Source organism: Clostridium sp. LS, assembly GCF_002760435.1.
Taxonomy (GTDB): Bacteria; Bacillota; Clostridia; order Clostridiales; family Clostridiaceae; genus Clostridium.
The window spans coordinates 108,649-127,158 of the sequence record NZ_AUUU01000028.1 but is presented as its reverse complement, the minus strand read 5'-3'; the positions used below and the strand labels follow the sequence as shown (position 1 = coordinate 127,158).

Sequence of the window (18,510 nt, the reverse complement as noted above, 5' to 3'; positions counted from 1 at the left end):
CTGCATGGGAGACTGTGTGGCAGAGTAGGACGTTGCGAGGTAATTATAAAGGATAGCTAGAATAGCTATCCTTTTTATTTGCAGCAAGTAAAGAAGTTTAAGTAATTGATATCTAGGTTGGTATATAATTATATAGAAAAATAATAAATAATCCACATATATATTAAAATATATTGTGGATTATTTTCAATTAATGTGGATATTTTAAAGCGATTTATTTATGAAATAATTAAATCAATTATTTTATGTACATCTCCATTCATTATGGCATATTTGCTTTTAAGTTCATTTGTTATTTTGGGAGATAGGTTTGAATCTATATATAATGAATCAAGTCCTAGATAATTTGAGCCCTCTATATCAGCTATGGGATCGTTTCCGATCATTATAGAAGAATTTATATCTATATTAAATTCATTTAATAGCTTATTATAAAATTTTGCATCTGGTTTACAAACAAAACAATCTGATGAAAAAAGAATTCCGTCAAAATACTTATCAATTCCTAGAATTTTCATCTCATATAAGGTAAAAATTCTTTGAGCATTTGATAATAAGAAAATTTTTTTCTTTCTTTGCTTTAATAGGTTTAACAGATCTAAGACTCCATCATAAAGTTTTAGATGTTTGATCGATAGTACTCGAAACATTTGTGCTGTTGCTTTAAGCATATCTAACGAAACATGCACATTTTTGTCTTTAAATAAAGATTCGAATACAGTCTCTATTGGAAAATCTGGATAATCAGTGTTATTTATTGATAATTGAATTTCTGTTACTTTATTTTTATAAGAAGTTTTTAATGATTTTGCATCATATGAAGCACCATTAAAAGAGTAAAAAAGAGCGAGTTTCTCCCAAAGGATTTTGGAATTTTCATTAGTTTTTATATCAACTAATGTACCATAAAGATCAAAGATATAATTAGAATACATATATTAATCCCACTTTCTAAAATTTAATATGAATTAATATTATATGTTCTATAAAGATTGTGACAATCCTTTCTAATCACGAAAACAATGAAAGATTAGGAATTGTTACAATAAAAGATAATATTGCAATATTTACTTTGTTTAATAAATAGCATATGGTATTTTATTTACAAGTAGTTGATTGAGTGATATAATTGAAATAATTTAATAACGAAAACCTAAGGTAGAGGCGCCATTAATAAAGAGTACTTATTATGAGTTGGCAAACATTGATTGATAAGGAAAGGTATTATGGCCGAAGATTTAAATTATGCAAAAATTTATTTCTGGGTATGCATATAACATATGCATAACTGTCACGAAAGTGGAGAGCTACAAGGATTTGATAAAACTATAAATAATAGTATTAATAAAAGTTTTAATATTATTGTATTTTAGTTTTGTACAAGTTTTATGCGATTAACTCTACCCGTTTGTATATTTTATACTAACGGGTTTTCTTATTTAATAAAATAAATTTGAGGAGTTGGCAAAATTAATGAAAGTTGAAGGCGTTTTAGTACCATTAATAACACCATTTAAGGATGGGAAGGTAGATTTTAAATCTTATGAAAGAATGATTAATCATTATGTTAATGAAGGTGTAAATGGAATTGTTCCACTTGCAACTACTGGAGAGTCTCCTACAATTCTATCATGCGAGTATGAGGAAGTATTAGCAAAAACTATTGAGTATAATAACAATCGAGTTCCAGTATATGTAGGATTAGGAGGAAATAATACTAGTGAAGTAGTTAAAATGTTAAAAGTAGTAGAAAAACATAATGTGGATGGTATACTATCAGTAGCTCCATATTATTCAAGACCAGATCAGAGAGGACTTTATGAACATTTTAAATCTATATCTGAGTCAACTGATTTAGATATTATACTTTACAATATACCATATAGAACTGCATCCAATATTGAGAATGAAACTGTACAGATATTAGCTCAATTAAAGAATATAATAGGAATAAAAGATTGTTCCGGAAACATGAAGCAGACTACTGAATTATTACTAAATCCACCAAAGGATTTTTCAATTCTAACGGGAGAAGATGCATATTTTTATACAACCCTTATTCTTGGTGGACAAGGTGGAATAATGGCCTCAGCTAGCTTAAGAACTAAAGAATTCATTGATATATATAACTTAGTTAAAAAGAATGATCATCAAGCTGCTTTGGAAAAGTGGAAATCATTGCATGGAATGATACCTCTACTATTTGCGGAACCTAATCCAACACCATTAAAATATTGCTTAAATAAGGTTGGTCTTATTGATTCTGATGAAGTTAGGTTGCCATTAGTAAATATAACGAAAGAATTACAAAGTAAGCTTGATAAAATGTTAGATAAAACTCTAGTGCATATATAATATAATCAAAGTGCAGTATAAAGTAAGGAAGTATTTATTGCTTCCTTACTTAAGTTGCTTTCATTTTATATAGGTATATACCCTAATAATATATTATAATTAGACTTGATAAAAAATTATTATATTAAGTGAATGAGGTATATTTATGGAATATGGCTGGGAGAGAACATTCCCATTTTTAGAAATTGATAATATTATAGTTAATGAATTATTTGGCGAGATATTAGAAGACAAATATATTACTAATATTTCACGCATAAATGAAGGCTGTAGAACAACGAATTATCTTATTGAAACCAATGAGACTGATAAAAAGTACATTTTAAAGATATTTTTTTCATCAGAACAGAACTATATAAGAGAAATTAAATTGTTAAATCAATTGAAAGAAAATCATATTAAAAATATTCCAACAGTTTGTAAGGTTAGCACCCATGGTAGTATTGAAAATAAAGAATATGCAATTTATGAGTATGTAGAAGGAAAGAGTATAGGTAAAGCAATAAGTGATGGATATGTTTTTGATGAAAGCCTTATTATAGATGTTGCGAAATTTTTAGCACAATTACATAGTTATAAATTTAAGAAAGCAGGCTTCTTAAATGAAAATTTAGAAATAAAGGAGGAATTACCTCCGCTTATATCATGGTACGAAATGTTTATGGGAGATAAAGCGAAGCAGCGATTAGGAAAGAAAATAGTAAACCAAATTAATGAAATAGTTAATCAAAATCAAAAAATACTAGCTGAATTGGATAATGACATTAGACTTGTTCATGGAGATTTTCAGGGAACTAATATTCTAATTAGAGATAATAAATTATGTGGTGTTATAGATTGGGAATTTGTTATGGCTGGACATCCATTAGCAGATATAGGGCAGTTTTTTAGATATGAAGAATATTTCAATAAAGATTTAATACAAGTATTTAAGGAGGAATATAATGAAAACTCAAGTTATAAGCTAGAAGACAATTGGTATAAGATAAGTAAACTCAGGGACTCAGCTAATTTAATTCAGCTAATTAATGGTTATGAAGACATGCCTAACAAGTATTCAAATATAAAGAAAATATTGATTAATAATATTAACAGGTTATTAGATTAGAGAAATGAATTTTAATAATCGAAAGATGATATGGAGTATAGTAAAGCATAAATTACTTTATTTGTAATAAATGTCATCAAATTAAATGAAAAGAAAAAAACATTTTTCATAAATTTTTAAAAATATATTGACAATTTTATAAATGGATAATATACTAATTACTATAAACAACGGTGTTTGTGAAACGTACTAATAGGTGCGTGTTACAAGCACCGTTTTTTTATTAAAAAATTACGATATCGTGGTAGACCAAGTAAATTCTTTTACAAATATTTTGTAAAGTAACGGAGCTCAGTTACTTTTGAATTACAATTATTTGAAGAAAATTAAAAGCAAGTAAACAATAACTTTTATTTAAAGAAATACTAATTTAAGGGGGATTTATTATGGAAATCAATTTTGGCGATAGCAGTTTTATATTAATATGTTCAGCACTTGTACTTTTAATGACACCAGGACTAGCATTCTTTTATGGTGGAATGGTTCGTAGAAAAAATGTTTTAAATACGTTGATGTCTTCATTCTTCATTTGTGGATTAGCATCAATATTATGGGTTTTAATAGGTTATTCATTATCTTTTGGTGATGATGTTCATGGAATAATTGGTGGACTTAACTTTGCATTGTTTAATGGAGTTGGAGGAGATCCATCAGCATATGCGACAACTATACCTCACGAACTATTTGCAGCATTTCAAATGATGTTCGCAATAATTACTCCAGCACTTATTACTGGATCTTTAGTAGGAAGAATGAAATTTTCAGCATTATTTATATTCATAGCAGCATGGTCAGTATTAGTATATTATCCATTAGCTCATATGGTATGGGGCGGCGGAATAATTGGTTCATTAGGAGCAGTAGACTTCGCTGGTGGAGACGTAGTTCATATAAGTTCAGGAGTTTCAGGGCTTGTAGCTTGTATTGTCTTAGGTAAGAGACGTGGATATGGAATGATGTCATATCAACCACACAATATTCCATTTGTAGTTCTTGGAGCAGCTTTACTTTGGTTTGGATGGTTTGGATTTAATGCTGGTAGCGCATTAAGCGCTGGCCCACTTGCTGTACATGCTTTCATGACAACAAACACTGCAGCAGCAGCAGCATTACTTTCATGGATGTTAATAGAAAAAGTAAAACATGGTAAGCCAACAGTACTAGGTGCAGCAACAGGTGCTATAGTAGGATTGGTTGCAATTACACCAGCAGCAGGATTTGTTCCACTTTGGTCTTCAATTATAATAGGTGCATTAGTATCTCCAATATGTTTCTTCTTCATGAGTGCAGTAAAAGCTAAATTTGGATATGATGATGCTTTAGATGCTTTTGGATGCCACGGAATTGGTGGAGTTTGGGGAGGTATTGCAACTGGATTATTCACTCAAACATCAATTAACTCTGTAGCAAAATGGAACGGTCTTTTCTTCGGAGATATTAATCTTTTGATTGCTCAAATAGAAGGTATTGCAATAACAGTAGTTTTTGCAGCAGTTATGACATTTATTATTCTAAAAGTTATGAAGTTATTTATGACTATAAGAGTTGAAAGTTCAGAAGAAGCTGATGGGCTTGATGTAGCTGAACATGGTGAAACAGCTTACCCAGCATTCAATGGATTAGACTAAGGTATAAATGCAATCAATGCAATCAAATACTATAAATATATATAATAGGTAAGCAATCTTAATGGATTTATGGTATAATTTCAGAAAGACGTTTATTAAATGTATATTATGTAGATAATTTAGGGAGGAAATAATTATGAAAAGAGTAGAAGCAATTATAAGACCTTCAAAACTTGAGGAAATCAAAGATGCTTTAAAGAATAACAATATAAATGGTGTAACTATCAGCCAAGTTATGGGATGCGGGCAACAACGTGGTTGGAAAGAGTACCATAGAGGTACAGAAATAACAACTAATGTATTACCTAAGATAGAAGTTAAAATAGTTGTTGAAGATGATAAAGTAGAAGATGTTATTGAATTAATCACAGGATTAGCTAGAACTGGTGAAGTTGGCGACGGAAAAATATTTGTTGTAGATATTGCAGAGTGCGTAAGAATTAGAACTGGCGAAAGAGGCAACTCAGCATTATAAGGAATATTTTAAATGAAAAATTAATATCTTAATATAATACTTAATAGAGAATAATTTATCTCTAGAATTTTAAGGAAAGAGTTTTAATAATAATTTTCTTGATAAGATCTATAGAGGTAAATTGTTCTCTATTATTTTTTACTCATGTTTATGGTTATAAATGATTAATAACAAGATTATTAGGTATACTAATAGTAGTTTGAAAATTATAGTGTAATTATAAAGTAGTTTTATATCTACACTAAAGAAAAATAAATAGGAGTGTATTATGACAGATAAAGAAATTTTTTTGAATATAGAAGAACATTTACTTAATGACGATAGACCATCTGTATATATACAAGGGGCATTAAAAAGTCACTTGCTTGATAAATACCCATTTTCAATGATTAAAGATTTAAACGAAGTTGACCAAAATCCTAAATTTCATCCAGAAGGAAATGTGTTTATTCATACTATGATGGTTATAGATGAAGGAGCTAAAAATAGGGATAAAAGTGAAGATAAAAGAGCATTTATGTGGGCACTTTTATTACATGATATAGGGAAAAAACCGACTACTAAACTTAGAAAAGGAAGACTAACATCATATAATCATGATATTGTAGGTGCAGATATGGCCGAAGAATTTTTAAATTATTTTAATGAAGAAGAAAGCTTTATAAAAGAGGTAAGGGGCCTTATAAGATGGCATATGCAGAGTTTATTTGTTACTAAAGAGATGAAATTTCAAAATATAGATGGTATGCTAGAGGATGTGAAGGTTAACGAAATTGTATTAGTTTCACTTTCAGATAGATTAGGCAGGGGAAATTTGGATTATAATGAGGTTAGTGATACAATTGATCAGATTAATAAATTTAGAGAAAAAATAAGTAGATTCGTTAAAGTATGCAAATAAATTATAATAATAATAAAGAGACTATCTAAAATGATTCAAAAAGATAGTCTCTTTATTTTACGTTAGTTTAACACTATAAGTTTATTTACTATTTTTTTTACTTTAACCATCCTAACCAGTAGAATAGAATACCCAAAACGAAGATTCCAAATATAATCCAAACTGCGCTAACTTTCTTTCTAAGTAAGTTCATGCATATGAAAGTGAAGATTAATGGAAGTAATCCTGGCAATAATGAATCTAAGATGTTTTGAACAGTTGTAACAGCTGTTGTTCCATCTGCTTTGGTAATAGTAGAAACAACTAGGGGAACATTTATAGAAGTCCATCTGTTAACAAGAGCACCCATTATGAATAATCCAAGGATTGAAGCACCTTCAGTTAATTTTTGAAGTCTACCACCAGCCATATCTGCAACAATTGTAGTTCCTTTGCTATAACCATAACTAACTCCAACCCATCTTATTGCAAGTCTAACTGCATTAAAAATTAGGAAGAATAATATTGGTCCAAGTATGCTGCCTGTTAATGCTATTGAAGCACCTAAAGCAGCAGCAACTGGTCTTAATGTACCCCAGAATATTGGATCACCAACACCTGCAAGAGGTCCCATTAACCCTATTTTAAGACCATTGATAGCACCATCATCTATTTCAGCACCATTAGCTTTTTGTTCTTCCATGGCTGCTGTAACTCCTAGAATTGGAGCAGTAACGAACGGTTGTGTATTAAAGAATTCAAGATGTCTTTTAAGAGCTTGTTTTCTTTCTTCACCAGTATATAATCTTTTGATGATTGGAACCATTGCAAAACAATATCCTAAAGCTTGCATTCTTTCATAGTTCCAAGAACCTTGGTGAAAGTTTGAACGAATGAACATGCTATTTAAATCACTTTTTGTAAGCTTTTTTAATTCTTTACTCATATTATTGTAACCTCCTCTTTTAGTCTAATTCATCGTCTGCAGCGCTACTTGATGAAGATTGAGCAGCAACAGTAGTTTGATTAAATTTAGGACTTAATTGGATGTAGATTATAGCAGCTACAGTTCCAATTACACCTAGAGCAACTAGATTTAAGTTTGCAATAGCAGCTACAACGAATCCTAAGAAGAAGAAAGGCATTAAGTGCTTTGCTTCCATCATGTTGATAACCATTGCGTATCCGACTACAACTACAACACCACCACCAACTCTAAGTCCTCCTGTTACAACATCAGGAATTGATGCTAACATATTTTGAACAACAGAAGTACCAACGAACATAGCAACGATTACAGCGGGAATAGAAACACGTAGAGCTTGAATTAGCAAAGCGCCAATGTGGCAAAGATCAATTATTTTAAGATTTCCATTTTTAACAGCCCTATCTGCTTGGTGTTGGAAGAAAACTGTAAGAGTTCTAGCAAGTATAGTTAATACTTGACCAGCAGCAGCTATAGGAATAGCAAGGGCTATACCAGCACTTACATCTTGCTTTCCAGCAATTACTACGATAGTAGAAATAATACTTGCTAAAGCAGCATCTGGAGCCATTGCAGCACCGATGTTCATCCAGCCCAGTGCCATCATTTCAAGTGTACCACCAATTATAATACCAGTTTTTAAGTCTCCTAAAACAAGTCCGATTAATGTACATGCTATTAATGGTCTATGAGTTTGAAATTCATCAAGAACACTACCCATACCAGCAACGCACGCAATAATGAAAATAAGAACTAATTGTAATGCATTAATTGTCATTAGAGTATCCTCCTTAATTAAAATAATTTATATTTAAATTAATAAATATACTAAATTTAAATGTAAATGTTTAAACTTTATTTCTAAAAATGTAGCTATACTACATTTTTAGAGCTGATCATAGCTTTTCAATTAATGGCATGATGTAAGATTTTGAATCAGAAGCAACTTTTCTGATTTCTAATTCTATATTTTTTTCATTTAATGATTTAAATGCTTTAATATCTTGATTATTAACCGAAACAGCTCCAGTTACTTGAGTTTTACCTTCTTTGAAAGACATTCCTCCAATATTAACAGATTTAATATCTATTCCAGCTTCAACTAATCTAAGAACATCTGTTGGGTTAGTGAATAAAAGCATTACGATATCATTTTCATACTTTGGGTTATTGATAACTCTAACAGCTTTGTCTATATCGACTACGTGAGATTGAACACCTGGAGGTGCTACTTGAGTTAACAAAGTTTTTCTTATCTCATCTTTTGCTACATCGTCGTTACATACGATAATTCTTTGACATTTTGTTTCTTTTGACCAAACTGTGGCCACTTGTCCGTGTATTAATCTGTCATCAATTCTTGCTAATGCGATTTTCATTATAAATCATCCTCCTCAGAACTTGTGTTTGATTGTTTTATTAATTTTCTTATAGCATCTTTACCAGAATTTTGTGCAATTTCAACTAGCTCAGAGAGACTTGAAAAGTCTCTACTTCCGAAAACTTCTAATAACATTGGAAGGTTAACACCTGATACAATCTCCATATTCTTATTTTTTAATGCAAGAATACTTGCTGCATTGAATGGACTCCCGCCGAAAAGGTCTACCATAAATAAAACTCCGTCTTTACAATCTAACTCATTATTTATAAGGTTGTTATATTTTTCTACTAGATTATCTGTACCTTCACCAGGCTTAAATGTAACAATACCTACATTTGTTTGAGAACCAAAAATCATTTCTGATGATTTAACAAGTTCTTCTGAAAATTTACCATGAGTGCTTATAATTAATGCGATCACTATTTTATCACCCTTTCTGTAATTGTTTTAGATACTAATATACATAGCAATAAGCGTGCCAATATAGTGTATCAAAAATGCAAAGTATTATGAAGATACAGTTTTAGCATAATTAAATAAATATCATTAAGAATTATTAATACACTAGAAATGTAAAACAATACACTTTGCATAGAAAACGATATACTTTTAATTAATAATACTGTTATTTGATACTAAAAAAATACTTAGTAAAATATTAATATTCGTTAAGTATATCAACCATGTAATACAGTTCATCGTCAGATAATGATATAGATAACGAATTTTTAAATTTTAAGCTAGCTTTTCTTAAAGCAGATAGAATATCTTTGTCTAGAGTATTAGGAGATTCTCTATAAACCAATCCATCATTTAAAATCATCCTTTCTAAGGCGCATGCAACATGTAACATAATTCTTAGTTTTGCAGGATTTTCGTAATTTATACATAAAGATTGTTCAATAGTAATAACAAAATCCTCTAATAAAGAACATATCTTCTCAGGATTCAAGTATGTTAGCAGCTCTCTAAGGCTTTGTTTGCAAAGATTTTTAAGAACAATTTGATTTTCTACTTTATTATTAGTATCAACAATAGTCTTTCCATCTACCAAACTTTTTAGTACTTTTTCGCCAGATCCATCAATTAAATTTTCTAGTGAGATGAATGGAATTCCCATATTAGGATTTGATATGCCAATAAGTGAAATGATTTTATTATTTTTTGATATATGATTAATTGATTTGTTTAAATTTTTCAATCCAACAGGAATTATATTAATATCATTTGTAGTAATGTTATCAACAATATCTTGAACTAATTCCTTAAGTTTAATTGCAGCGCCTTTACCAGTGGAACAAATTGTTATAATAACTCCGTTAGTATTTGTGATTTCTTCAGCAATAACCTTATTTGTGTAGCCTCTGAAATCGGTAATTAAATATGAGTAAACTGAATTTAGATCTGTATCAAATAAAGAACATTTTCTAACTGCTTCTAATACCAATGGTGTGGATACCATATCAACACTTTTGGTAATGATATTTGTCCTCTCAGTAATAACATCACCAAAGCTATTTAATGATCCCATATCTACTAAAAGCAATACTCCTTTACCTTCATCAACAATTTTTACTTTTTCAATAACTGTTTCTAATATATCGGAAGGAGCCATTTCAAGAGGCATATCAACAGCTAATATATTGTCTGCATCAAAGAGTTTTCTGGCAACAGCAACCATACTTGTAGCAGTGCTTGAACCATGAGCAGCTACCACTATGCCAACTCTTTCTTGATGCGATGATTCTTGAATTGAAGTTAAAAGTAAAGCAAGATATTCAATCTCAATAGGTGGAATAGTTAAATTATAGCGACTTTCAATTAACGAATGTATTTCAGTGGCAACCTCGTACTCTTTACTATTAACAGAAAGCTGTAATTCAATATGCGATGAATAAGAAACAGTCTTCTTCTTAATACGATTAAATAATGCACTAAAATGAAGACTTGTAGCATAAATAAATCGCTCATTTAGTTTTCTATTTAATTTAGCTTCAGCCAGTGCCTTGATTTCTTCGGCAAAATTAATTATATCTTTGTCAACAATTTTCAATAAGCCCTCTCGCTTATGTGTATCATTTTTAAACCTTGCATAGAATTGTTTTAAATGAATGTTAATATCTGTTGTGATGAAGTTTTTAATATCTTCATCTCTCATTCCTTCTTCTTGAAGAGCTGATGTTTTATCTTCAATAATGTTATAAATATTAAATGGCGGTTCATAGGCTTCAGTCTCCAAAAATGTTTTGTCCCCATCAGGTTGTATTGTAATTGTATTAGGAATTATGTTCCATGCAGTTGCATTATCTTTTATTTTGTTTCCAAAAGCAAGAATTCCATTTTTAATATTTGGCGGCAGCAATTTAAGATTTATATCAATACACTCATCAGTATTGATAGAGTTTAAAAATCCCTTTGCACAAGCTAACTGAATATTAGATTTAAGTTGTCCAACATTTCCATAAGAAGTACTTCCAATAAGGGCTTTAATGGCTTCAGCTGAGATCTTTATTGTCTTATTAACTCTTTGAGCTTCCTTTGATATTAAATAGTGTATTAATTGGATTTGGTCATCTATGGGCCTTTCATCAAAACTTGGAATTGCTATAGTAATTGGAATTCTCCTTATAAAAGTATTAAGCAATGTGGAGTTTGGATCTTCTGTTGTCGCTCCGATCAATAATACATTCGCTTTACGTGCTCTATCTGTTTCACCAAGTTTATTATATGTTCCGGTATCCATGAAATAAAAAACCATCTCTTGACCTTCAGGTGGTAATCTATGTATTTCATCTAGGAAAAGGATACCGCCATTAGCTTTTTCTACTATACCTTCTTTTTCTTTATCAGCACCAGTGAATGCACCCTTAATGTGCCCAAAAATATATGATAAAAGAAGTTGAGGATTATTGGCGTAGTCAGCGCAGTTAAATACAACAAAAGGCGCATCATCAGGCAGTTTCTTTATATATTTTGAATATTCATACATAATATTGGCAAATAAACTCTTACCAACACCAGTACTACCAATTATTAACGTGTGTAGACCATTTGGCGGATACATTAATGCGGCTTTGGCTTGTTCGATTTGATTTTTTAAGCCTGTATTAGCACCTATCAAGTAATCAAACGGCGATTGATCTTCAGTAATTACCTTTGATGATGTTGAAATTAAAGAATTTACATCGTTTATCTCATCTAAATCTTCAGGTAATTTTACTGAGAGTAAGTCTTCAAGGCATTTTCTATCAAAATACATAACAGGCCTGTTTTTTATTTTAACTATTTTCTTTTCTCTACAAAGTGTATTAAGTTCTTTTGAAACATTATTCCTTAAAATATCTAAAGTTTCTCCAATTTCTTGAGCACTGAATCCTTTTTGTTCTAAAAATTGATTTTTATTAAAACTTTTAGAATTTTCAAGGATATAATTATAAATTCTATCTATACGCTTCATGATAAATCCCTTCCTTTCAATTAATATTGTAAGGCCAAAAGAAAATATGTTCAATAGTGTATTGATACACTTGTTGATTATAATAATCAACTTAGAAAAAAGTGTATTAAAATATTGATAAGATAATATTGCAATTTAGCTTGAGTATTGCTCAGTGCTGATACACTAATCCTAACTACTCAAAAGATATAGTAAATTAAGATAATTATTTTAAACAAATTAAGATTTTAGAAATATTATATAAGTGTTAAGAAATGTATTAGGGAGATAATATGATTAAAATTTTTTCTTTTGGGTTTGGGGATATATTCAATGCTAAAAATATTGAGAAGGTAAGCGGAGTAATGCAAACTTTTCTAGATATTATTGATATAAATGAACTTTCCCAAAACAACGAAAATATTTTTCAGGGAGAATATTCTGAAGAAAACTTGGAAGGAGATAAAGAAAGTTTTATTAAGTTTGAACAATATGAAGAGATGTATTTATTATCTATAGATTTAAAAGGGATAGACCTAAGAGAATTAAGTATACGATACGATCCGGGGATTATAGAAATAAATTTAATTAGATCAGAAATACAAAGAAGTAGTTTTGGAATCTTATCAAATAACACAATTGTAAGAAGAGCATATAATAAAAAATTTGAAAATATAGAGGATATTGATACAGACCAAGTACTTAAAAGTATTGATAATGGAGTTCTCAGCATGAGAATGCCGAAAAAGTATGCATTTATTGATACTATAATAGAAGTAGATTCTTATGAGGATAATGTAGATAGTTAGGCGGCAGCTATAGATGATATGTAATATGCGTTTACGGGAAAATTTAAATTACAAGCTTGAATTTTAGAAAATAAAAAAGGGAGGATAAGCTCTAGGTGTGCACCTAAAAATAAATCTTCCCTTAAATTAAGAACAATAAAACTTTTATATTTTATTACTTCTTACGCTTATTAGCAACTTCAACATTCACTTTTTTTCTATTAATCTTTCCGCCTGGACATTTTTCTAATATTTTGGCAGATACAGTTTCATCAACTGTTACAAATGAGAAGTTTTCCATAAGGTCTATTTGACCAATCGCTGAAGCTTTAACTCGTGTCATATCTTTAATGTAGTTAATTAAAACTTTTGGTGTTAAGCCATCTTTTTTACCGACAGAGAAGAATAAACGAATATCTTCTTTTTTACTTGGTGCATCTAATTTGTTTGAACTGTAATCAAATACACTTTCATTTTCAAATTTAATTTTCATTAAAGCTGCAATAATTGAGATTGGATCGTTAGACTCAGCAAGTTCTATTGCACTTGGAATAAATTTAGTAAGTTCTCCAGTATTAATAGCTTCTTGAACTTCTGAAATCATATCTTTAAATTTTTTATTATTAATTTCTTCTGCTGTTGGAATTGGTTTTTGTGTAATGGAACTTTTAGTTACATTCTGAATTTGTTTAAGCATAGAAAAATATTTTGGAGTTACTAACGAATATGCAGTTCCACTTTTATCTGCTCTACCAGTTCTGCCAATTCTATGAACATATGATTCAACATCTTGAGGTAAATCGTAATTAAATACGTGAGTTACTCCCTCTACATCAATACCTCTAGCAGCAACATCAGTAGCAATTAATAAATTAAGGGTACCTTCCTTAAATTTATTTAAAGTAGTTAACCTATGAGCTTGTGTCATGTCTCCATGCATTCCTTCAACCATATAGCCTTTAGATTGTAACTCTTGCACTAATTCATCAACGCCTCTTTTAGTTCTACAGAATATTATGGCTGAACTTGGGTTATCTAAATCTAACAATCTGCAGAGAGCCTCAAGTCTATGCTTATTATTAATCATAAAATAGCTTTGCTCGATTTTAGATACAGTTAGCGAGCTTTTCTTTATACTAACAAGTTTAGCATCAGGCTTCATGTATCTTTTTGCAAGTTTTGCTATTGGGTCAGGCATTGTTGCTGAAAATAACAAAGTCTGTCTCTCAGAAGGTGTGTGACTTAAAATTTCTTCCATATCGTCAATGAATCCCATGTTAAGCATTTCGTCAGCTTCATCTAGTACTAAAAATTCTATACTATCTAAATGAAGGCATTTTCTCTTTATAAGGTCTAGGATTCTTCCTGGTGTACCAACAACTATATCTACAGTACCCTTTTTTAGCGCTCTAATTTGTCTGTCGATTGAATCTCCACCGTAAATAGCTAGTACTTCAGTTTTCTCGTATTTAGAGAGTCTTTCTATTTCTTCCTTAACCTGAACAGCAAGTTCTCTTGTTGGTGCTAAAATAAGCGCCTTTATTCCTTTGCTATCACTCATTTTGGTGATGATTGGAAGGCTGTAAGCAGCAGTTTTTCCAGTACCAGTTTGCGCTTGACCTATTAAGTCAGCACCGCTTAATGTTACGGGAATACTTTGCTCTTGTATTTGAGATGGTTTCGTAAAACCAAGGTCTGATATTGCTTTAACAATACTCTCTTTAAGACCTAATGTAGCAAATTGATTATCATTCATTAAATATCCTCGTTTCTTTATTCTAAAATTAATTAAATTTTATTTTAATAACTAATAGTAAAGTTTTATCTATAAGTCAAATGAGTTAATTATAACACAGAAGATAAAACTATGTCAAAAATATTATATTTATATATTATGAATATTATTCAAAAACAATTATGTAAAATAATACATGAAATGAGCTGCCTATGATTTAAAGGCAGCTCATTTTATATTAGCAAGCGTTATAATGCGTTAATTATAGTGGAATGAACAGTATTAGGAAGGTTGTCTAGTTCTTCCTTGTTTAAATTGGAAACATTTATCGGAGTATGTATTATTAATTCTATAGTTGCTCCCTTAATTCTATTATTATTTTCTTCTAATAATTTATATGTTCCATTTATAGTTATTGGAACTATTGGACATTTTGATTTTGTAGCAAGTTTAAAGCTGCCACCTTTAAATTCATCTATGGATTTACCTTTACTTCTATGTCCCGATGGAAAAATTACCATTGAATAACCAGATTTTAATAAGTTTACACCTTCTACTATTGATTCGGCAGATTTTCTTAAGTTATCTCTGTCCATAAAAATACAATTAATATACTTCATCCAAGTACTAATAATAGGCCAATTTTCAAGTTCTTTTTTGGCAATGAATCCTTTTGGAACATCAATAACACCTAATAGTAGTGGAATATCAAAGTTACTTTGATGATTAGAAACAAATAATACCGTTTGATTTTTTGGAATATTCTCTAGTCCTATAATATTAATTTTTGCACCGGCTGCTTTCATTATGAATTTAGCCCAAGAGTGGCTTACCTTATGAATATACTCTGTTCTTTTTTTTATATCGCCTTTATTAGTTAATATCCTTATTTTAATTCTATATATAGAAGAAAAAAGTAAGCTTAATACAAAGCAGAGATAAAAATATATAGTCCTTATCATTAAAAATTACACATCCTTAATATATTAATTTTTACACTAACCAGTATAATACAAAATTTACTATATTAAAAGAATAAAAAGATTAGGTGCAGATTAAAATTTGGATAAAATTAATTTAAAATTAAGAAAAATAAATGGGGAAAATAATATTAAAATATGTATAATATATATTATACTAATTAATTCTATGAAGTAGCATATATACACAATTTACATAGGTGGGAGAATTTTAATGAATTTAAACAATAAATTAAACATTCAGGAGAAGAAGGATGATCAAATAGTAGGCTTAACATCCGATGAAGTTAAGAAAAGAGTCAAAGAAGGAAAAGTAAATCACATTCCTAAAACACCTTCAAGAACTATACCTCAGATAATCAGGGCAAATTTATTTACAAAATTTAATGCAATAAATTTCATGCTTGCAGCAGTAATTATTTTAGCTGGATCTTTTAAAAACGCTATATTTGTTGGTGTAATAATAGTAAATACATTAATTGGTGTTATTCAAGAGGTCAAGGCTAAGCGCACATTAGAAAGATTATCTGTTATAAGTATGGCTCATGCAAAAGTCCTTAGGGATAGGGAGATAAAAGATATTTCAGTTGAGGAAATTGTACTTGATGATGTGATTTATTTGGAAACCGGAATGCAGATATTAGCTGATGGAGAAGTATTGCATAGTAATGGGTTAGAAGTAGATGAGTCAATGCTGACTGGAGAAGCTGATGCAATTTCAAAACATTCTGGAGAAGACTTAATGTCTGGAAGTTTTGTTGTATCTGGAGACGGTTATGCAGTAGTTACTAAGGTTGGTAAAGAGACATACTCTTCAACTTTAGCTGAAGAAGCAAGACAATTTAAAATAATTAATTCTGAGTTACAATCAGCTATTGATAAAATATTTAAAGTAATAATATGGATTGTGCCACCTTTATCGTTACTATTAATAGTAACTCAATTGAGAATTCCAGGATATACATGGCAAGAGGCATCTATTGGCGCAGTATCAGGTATTGTGGGAATGATACCTGAAGGATTAGTGTTATTAACGAGTGCGACATTTATAGTTTCAATTATAAAACTATCAAAGTACGATACTTTAGTACAAGAATTATGTGCTACAGAAGTTTTGGCAAGAGTTGATGTACTTTGCTTAGATAAAACAGGTACGTTAACGCAAGGTGATTTACGATTATCTGAAGTTAAAAGTATTAGTTCAAGAGATTCAAAAGAAATAGACAACATATTAGCTGCACTAATTAATAATCTTCCAAGTAACAATCCAACACAAAAGGCTATATTAGCAAAGTATACAGAATATGATAAAAGTATAAAGGTTATAGATAAAATTGCTTTTTCATCAAAAAGAAAATGGAGTGGGATTACTTTCGAAGAACTTGGGACATGGATTCTTGGTGCACCAGAAATAATATTAAATAAAGAATACCATTTTATTGAGGGATTAGTTAAAGAAGAAGCTAAAAAAGGGAAAAGAGTTTTATTACTAGCAAAACTTAATAATAGGTTAAATGAAAAATTAAATGGCAGTATAGAAAGCGTCGCATTAATATTAATTGAGGATATTATAAGGGAAGCAGCTCCAGAAGTGTTAGAATATTTTGATAGCCAGGGAGTAAATGTAAAAATTATTTCTGGAGATAGTCCAGTTACAGTTTCGGAAGTTGCAAGGAGAGCAGGAGTTAAGAACTGGGAAAAATACATTGATGCAAGAGAATTGCCAGAAGATGATGAAAAATTAAAGGATCTAATTAATAATACTACTATTTTTGGAAGAGTAACTCCACACCAAAAGAAGAAGATAGTTACATCACTTCAAGAAATGGGTCATACTGTAGCAATGACAGGTGATGGGGTAAATGATGTACTTGCATTAAAATCATCAGACTGTGGAATAGCAATGGCAAATGGATCTGACGCAACTAAAGCTGTAGCACAGCTGGTATTAATGAAGTCGGATTTTGCAGCACTTCCTAAGGTTCTTGAAGAGGGTAGAAAACAAATTAATAATCTAGAGAGAGTTTCAGAATTATTTCTATCCAAAACAGTTTTTTGTATAATTCTTTCATTTGTATGTTCAATATTGTTTATAGAATTTCCTATACTTCCAATACAATTATCATTAGTGGGAAGCTGTGCTATAGGAATTCCATCATTCTTTCTAGCTTTACTGCCTAGTACGGGAGGAGTTAAGAAAGGATTTCTAACTAGAATACTAACAGTAAGTATTCCAAATGGGATACTAATTGCTTTGTTTACGCTTATGACATTTATAGCATCAATGCAATTGAACTTACCAATGGAGTACAGCAGAACTTTAGCGGTACTAATGTTTGCAGGTATTAGTATGGTAGTACTATTTAGAGTTGCAAGACCATTAACTAGCTTTAAAACTGGATTATGTTTTATGATGTTTGGTGTTATAGTGCTTGCATTCTTAACTCCTATTGGAAGATATATATTCAATTTATCAGTAATACCACTTAAAGATTGGGCAATATCTTTAGCTGTAATAGTATTATCAAGCCCTTTAATCACTAAAATAGTAGATATTTTTAGAATTAAAGTTAACAAAAAATATAAGATCAAAACTATTTAAAAATGAGAAGCTATTTGTAGTGTTATTGTTTAAAATGAATTTTAAATATCATTTTAGGGAAAGTATTATTGCAATTGATGATACTAAAGTAAGAATATAATTGTACTTTAGTATCATCTATTTTTTATTGTAATTTTCCAGAGATTAGGGTATA

General features: G+C 30.0%; 15 protein-coding genes and 1 riboswitch. Of the genes, 7 read left to right on the top strand and 8 right to left on the bottom strand.

From position 1 onward, the window contains the following. Nucleotides 1-218 precede the first annotated feature (218 nt). Nucleotides 219-935, bottom strand: a complete 717-nt coding sequence (locus COL3_RS07535; RefSeq protein WP_008418749.1) for an HAD family hydrolase — start codon at nt 933-935, stop codon at nt 219-221. A gap of 216 nt (nt 936-1,151) precedes the next feature. Then, nucleotides 1,152-1,318: riboswitch (Lysine riboswitch) on the top strand. Nucleotides 1,319-1,473: 155 nt separating this feature from the next. Between COL3_RS07535 and dapA the strand changes: the two genes are divergently transcribed. From dapA to COL3_RS07510, 5 genes are all read left to right on the top strand, one after another. Then, the gene (dapA, locus tag COL3_RS07530; protein WP_008418751.1) at nt 1,474-2,355 is read left to right on the top strand and encodes a 4-hydroxy-tetrahydrodipicolinate synthase; all 882 of its coding nucleotides are present in this window, start codon (nt 1,474-1,476) and stop codon (nt 2,353-2,355) included. Nucleotides 2,356-2,500: 145 nt separating this feature from the next. Then, nucleotides 2,501-3,463 (top strand): aminoglycoside phosphotransferase family protein, encoded by a 963-nt coding sequence (locus tag COL3_RS07525; protein ID WP_008418753.1) that lies wholly within the window; start codon nt 2,501-2,503, stop codon nt 3,461-3,463. A 386-nt stretch (nt 3,464-3,849) separates the two neighbouring features. Beyond that, a complete protein-coding gene (locus COL3_RS07520) occupies nt 3,850-5,091 on the top strand; it encodes an ammonium transporter (RefSeq protein WP_008418755.1) in 1,242 nt (413 codons plus the stop codon). Between the two features lie 136 nt (nt 5,092-5,227). Next, nucleotides 5,228-5,566 (top strand): P-II family nitrogen regulator, encoded by a 339-nt coding sequence (locus COL3_RS07515; protein WP_008418757.1) that lies wholly within the window; start codon nt 5,228-5,230, stop codon nt 5,564-5,566. Nucleotides 5,567-5,834: 268 nt separating this feature from the next. Next, nucleotides 5,835-6,467 carry an HDIG domain-containing metalloprotein gene (locus COL3_RS07510; protein WP_008418759.1) on the top strand — a complete coding sequence of 211 codons (633 nt, stop codon included), beginning with the start codon at nt 5,835-5,837 and terminating at the stop codon, nt 6,465-6,467. Nucleotides 6,468-6,564: 97 nt separating this feature from the next. Here the strand turns inward: COL3_RS07510 and manZ are convergent, their stop codons facing one another. The 5 genes from manZ to COL3_RS07485 all read right to left on the bottom strand — a co-directional run bounded on the left by manZ (nt 6,565) and on the right by COL3_RS07485 (nt 12,272). After that, complete coding sequence (gene manZ / locus COL3_RS07505; protein WP_008418761.1) at nt 6,565-7,392, bottom strand: PTS mannose transporter subunit IID; 828 nt, start codon at nt 7,390-7,392, stop codon at nt 6,565-6,567. 19 nt (nt 7,393-7,411) lie between these two features. Beyond that, a complete protein-coding gene (locus tag COL3_RS07500) occupies nt 7,412-8,203 on the bottom strand; it encodes a PTS mannose/fructose/sorbose transporter subunit IIC (protein WP_099716593.1) in 792 nt (263 codons plus the stop codon). A gap of 124 nt (nt 8,204-8,327) precedes the next feature. Continuing rightward, on the bottom strand, nt 8,328-8,810 hold the full coding sequence (locus tag COL3_RS07495; RefSeq protein ID WP_008418765.1) for a mannose/fructose/sorbose PTS transporter subunit IIB: 483 nt from the start codon (nt 8,808-8,810) through the stop codon (nt 8,328-8,330). After that, nucleotides 8,810-9,235, bottom strand: coding sequence for a mannose/fructose/sorbose PTS transporter subunit IIA (locus tag COL3_RS07490; protein ID WP_008418767.1), 426 nt, complete (start codon nt 9,233-9,235; stop codon nt 8,810-8,812). The genes COL3_RS07495 and COL3_RS07490 overlap by 1 nt, the downstream gene beginning before the upstream one ends. A gap of 238 nt (nt 9,236-9,473) precedes the next feature. Further along, nucleotides 9,474-12,272, bottom strand: coding sequence for a sigma-54-dependent transcriptional regulator (locus COL3_RS07485; RefSeq protein ID WP_008418769.1), 2,799 nt, complete (start codon nt 12,270-12,272; stop codon nt 9,474-9,476). Between the two features lie 272 nt (nt 12,273-12,544). Here COL3_RS07485 and COL3_RS07480 point away from each other — a divergent pair, with 272 nt between their 5' ends. Beyond that, on the top strand, nt 12,545-13,060 hold the full coding sequence (locus COL3_RS07480) for an Hsp20/alpha crystallin family protein (protein WP_008418771.1): 516 nt from the start codon (nt 12,545-12,547) through the stop codon (nt 13,058-13,060). Between the two features lie 154 nt (nt 13,061-13,214). Here the strand turns inward: COL3_RS07480 and COL3_RS07475 are convergent, their stop codons facing one another. Continuing rightward, nucleotides 13,215-14,795 carry a DEAD/DEAH box helicase gene (locus COL3_RS07475; protein ID WP_008418773.1) on the bottom strand — a complete coding sequence of 527 codons (1,581 nt, stop codon included), beginning with the start codon at nt 14,793-14,795 and terminating at the stop codon, nt 13,215-13,217. Between the two features lie 227 nt (nt 14,796-15,022). Beyond that, on the bottom strand, nt 15,023-15,736 hold the full coding sequence (locus tag COL3_RS07470; protein ID WP_008418776.1) for a lysophospholipid acyltransferase family protein: 714 nt from the start codon (nt 15,734-15,736) through the stop codon (nt 15,023-15,025). 232 nt (nt 15,737-15,968) lie between these two features. On the opposite strand from COL3_RS07470, the gene COL3_RS07465 reads away from it, so the two are divergent. Then, entirely contained in the window at nt 15,969-18,356 is a 2,388-nt protein-coding gene (locus COL3_RS07465; protein WP_008418779.1) for a cation-translocating P-type ATPase, read from the top strand. The last annotated feature ends 154 nt before the right edge of the window (nt 18,357-18,510 follow it).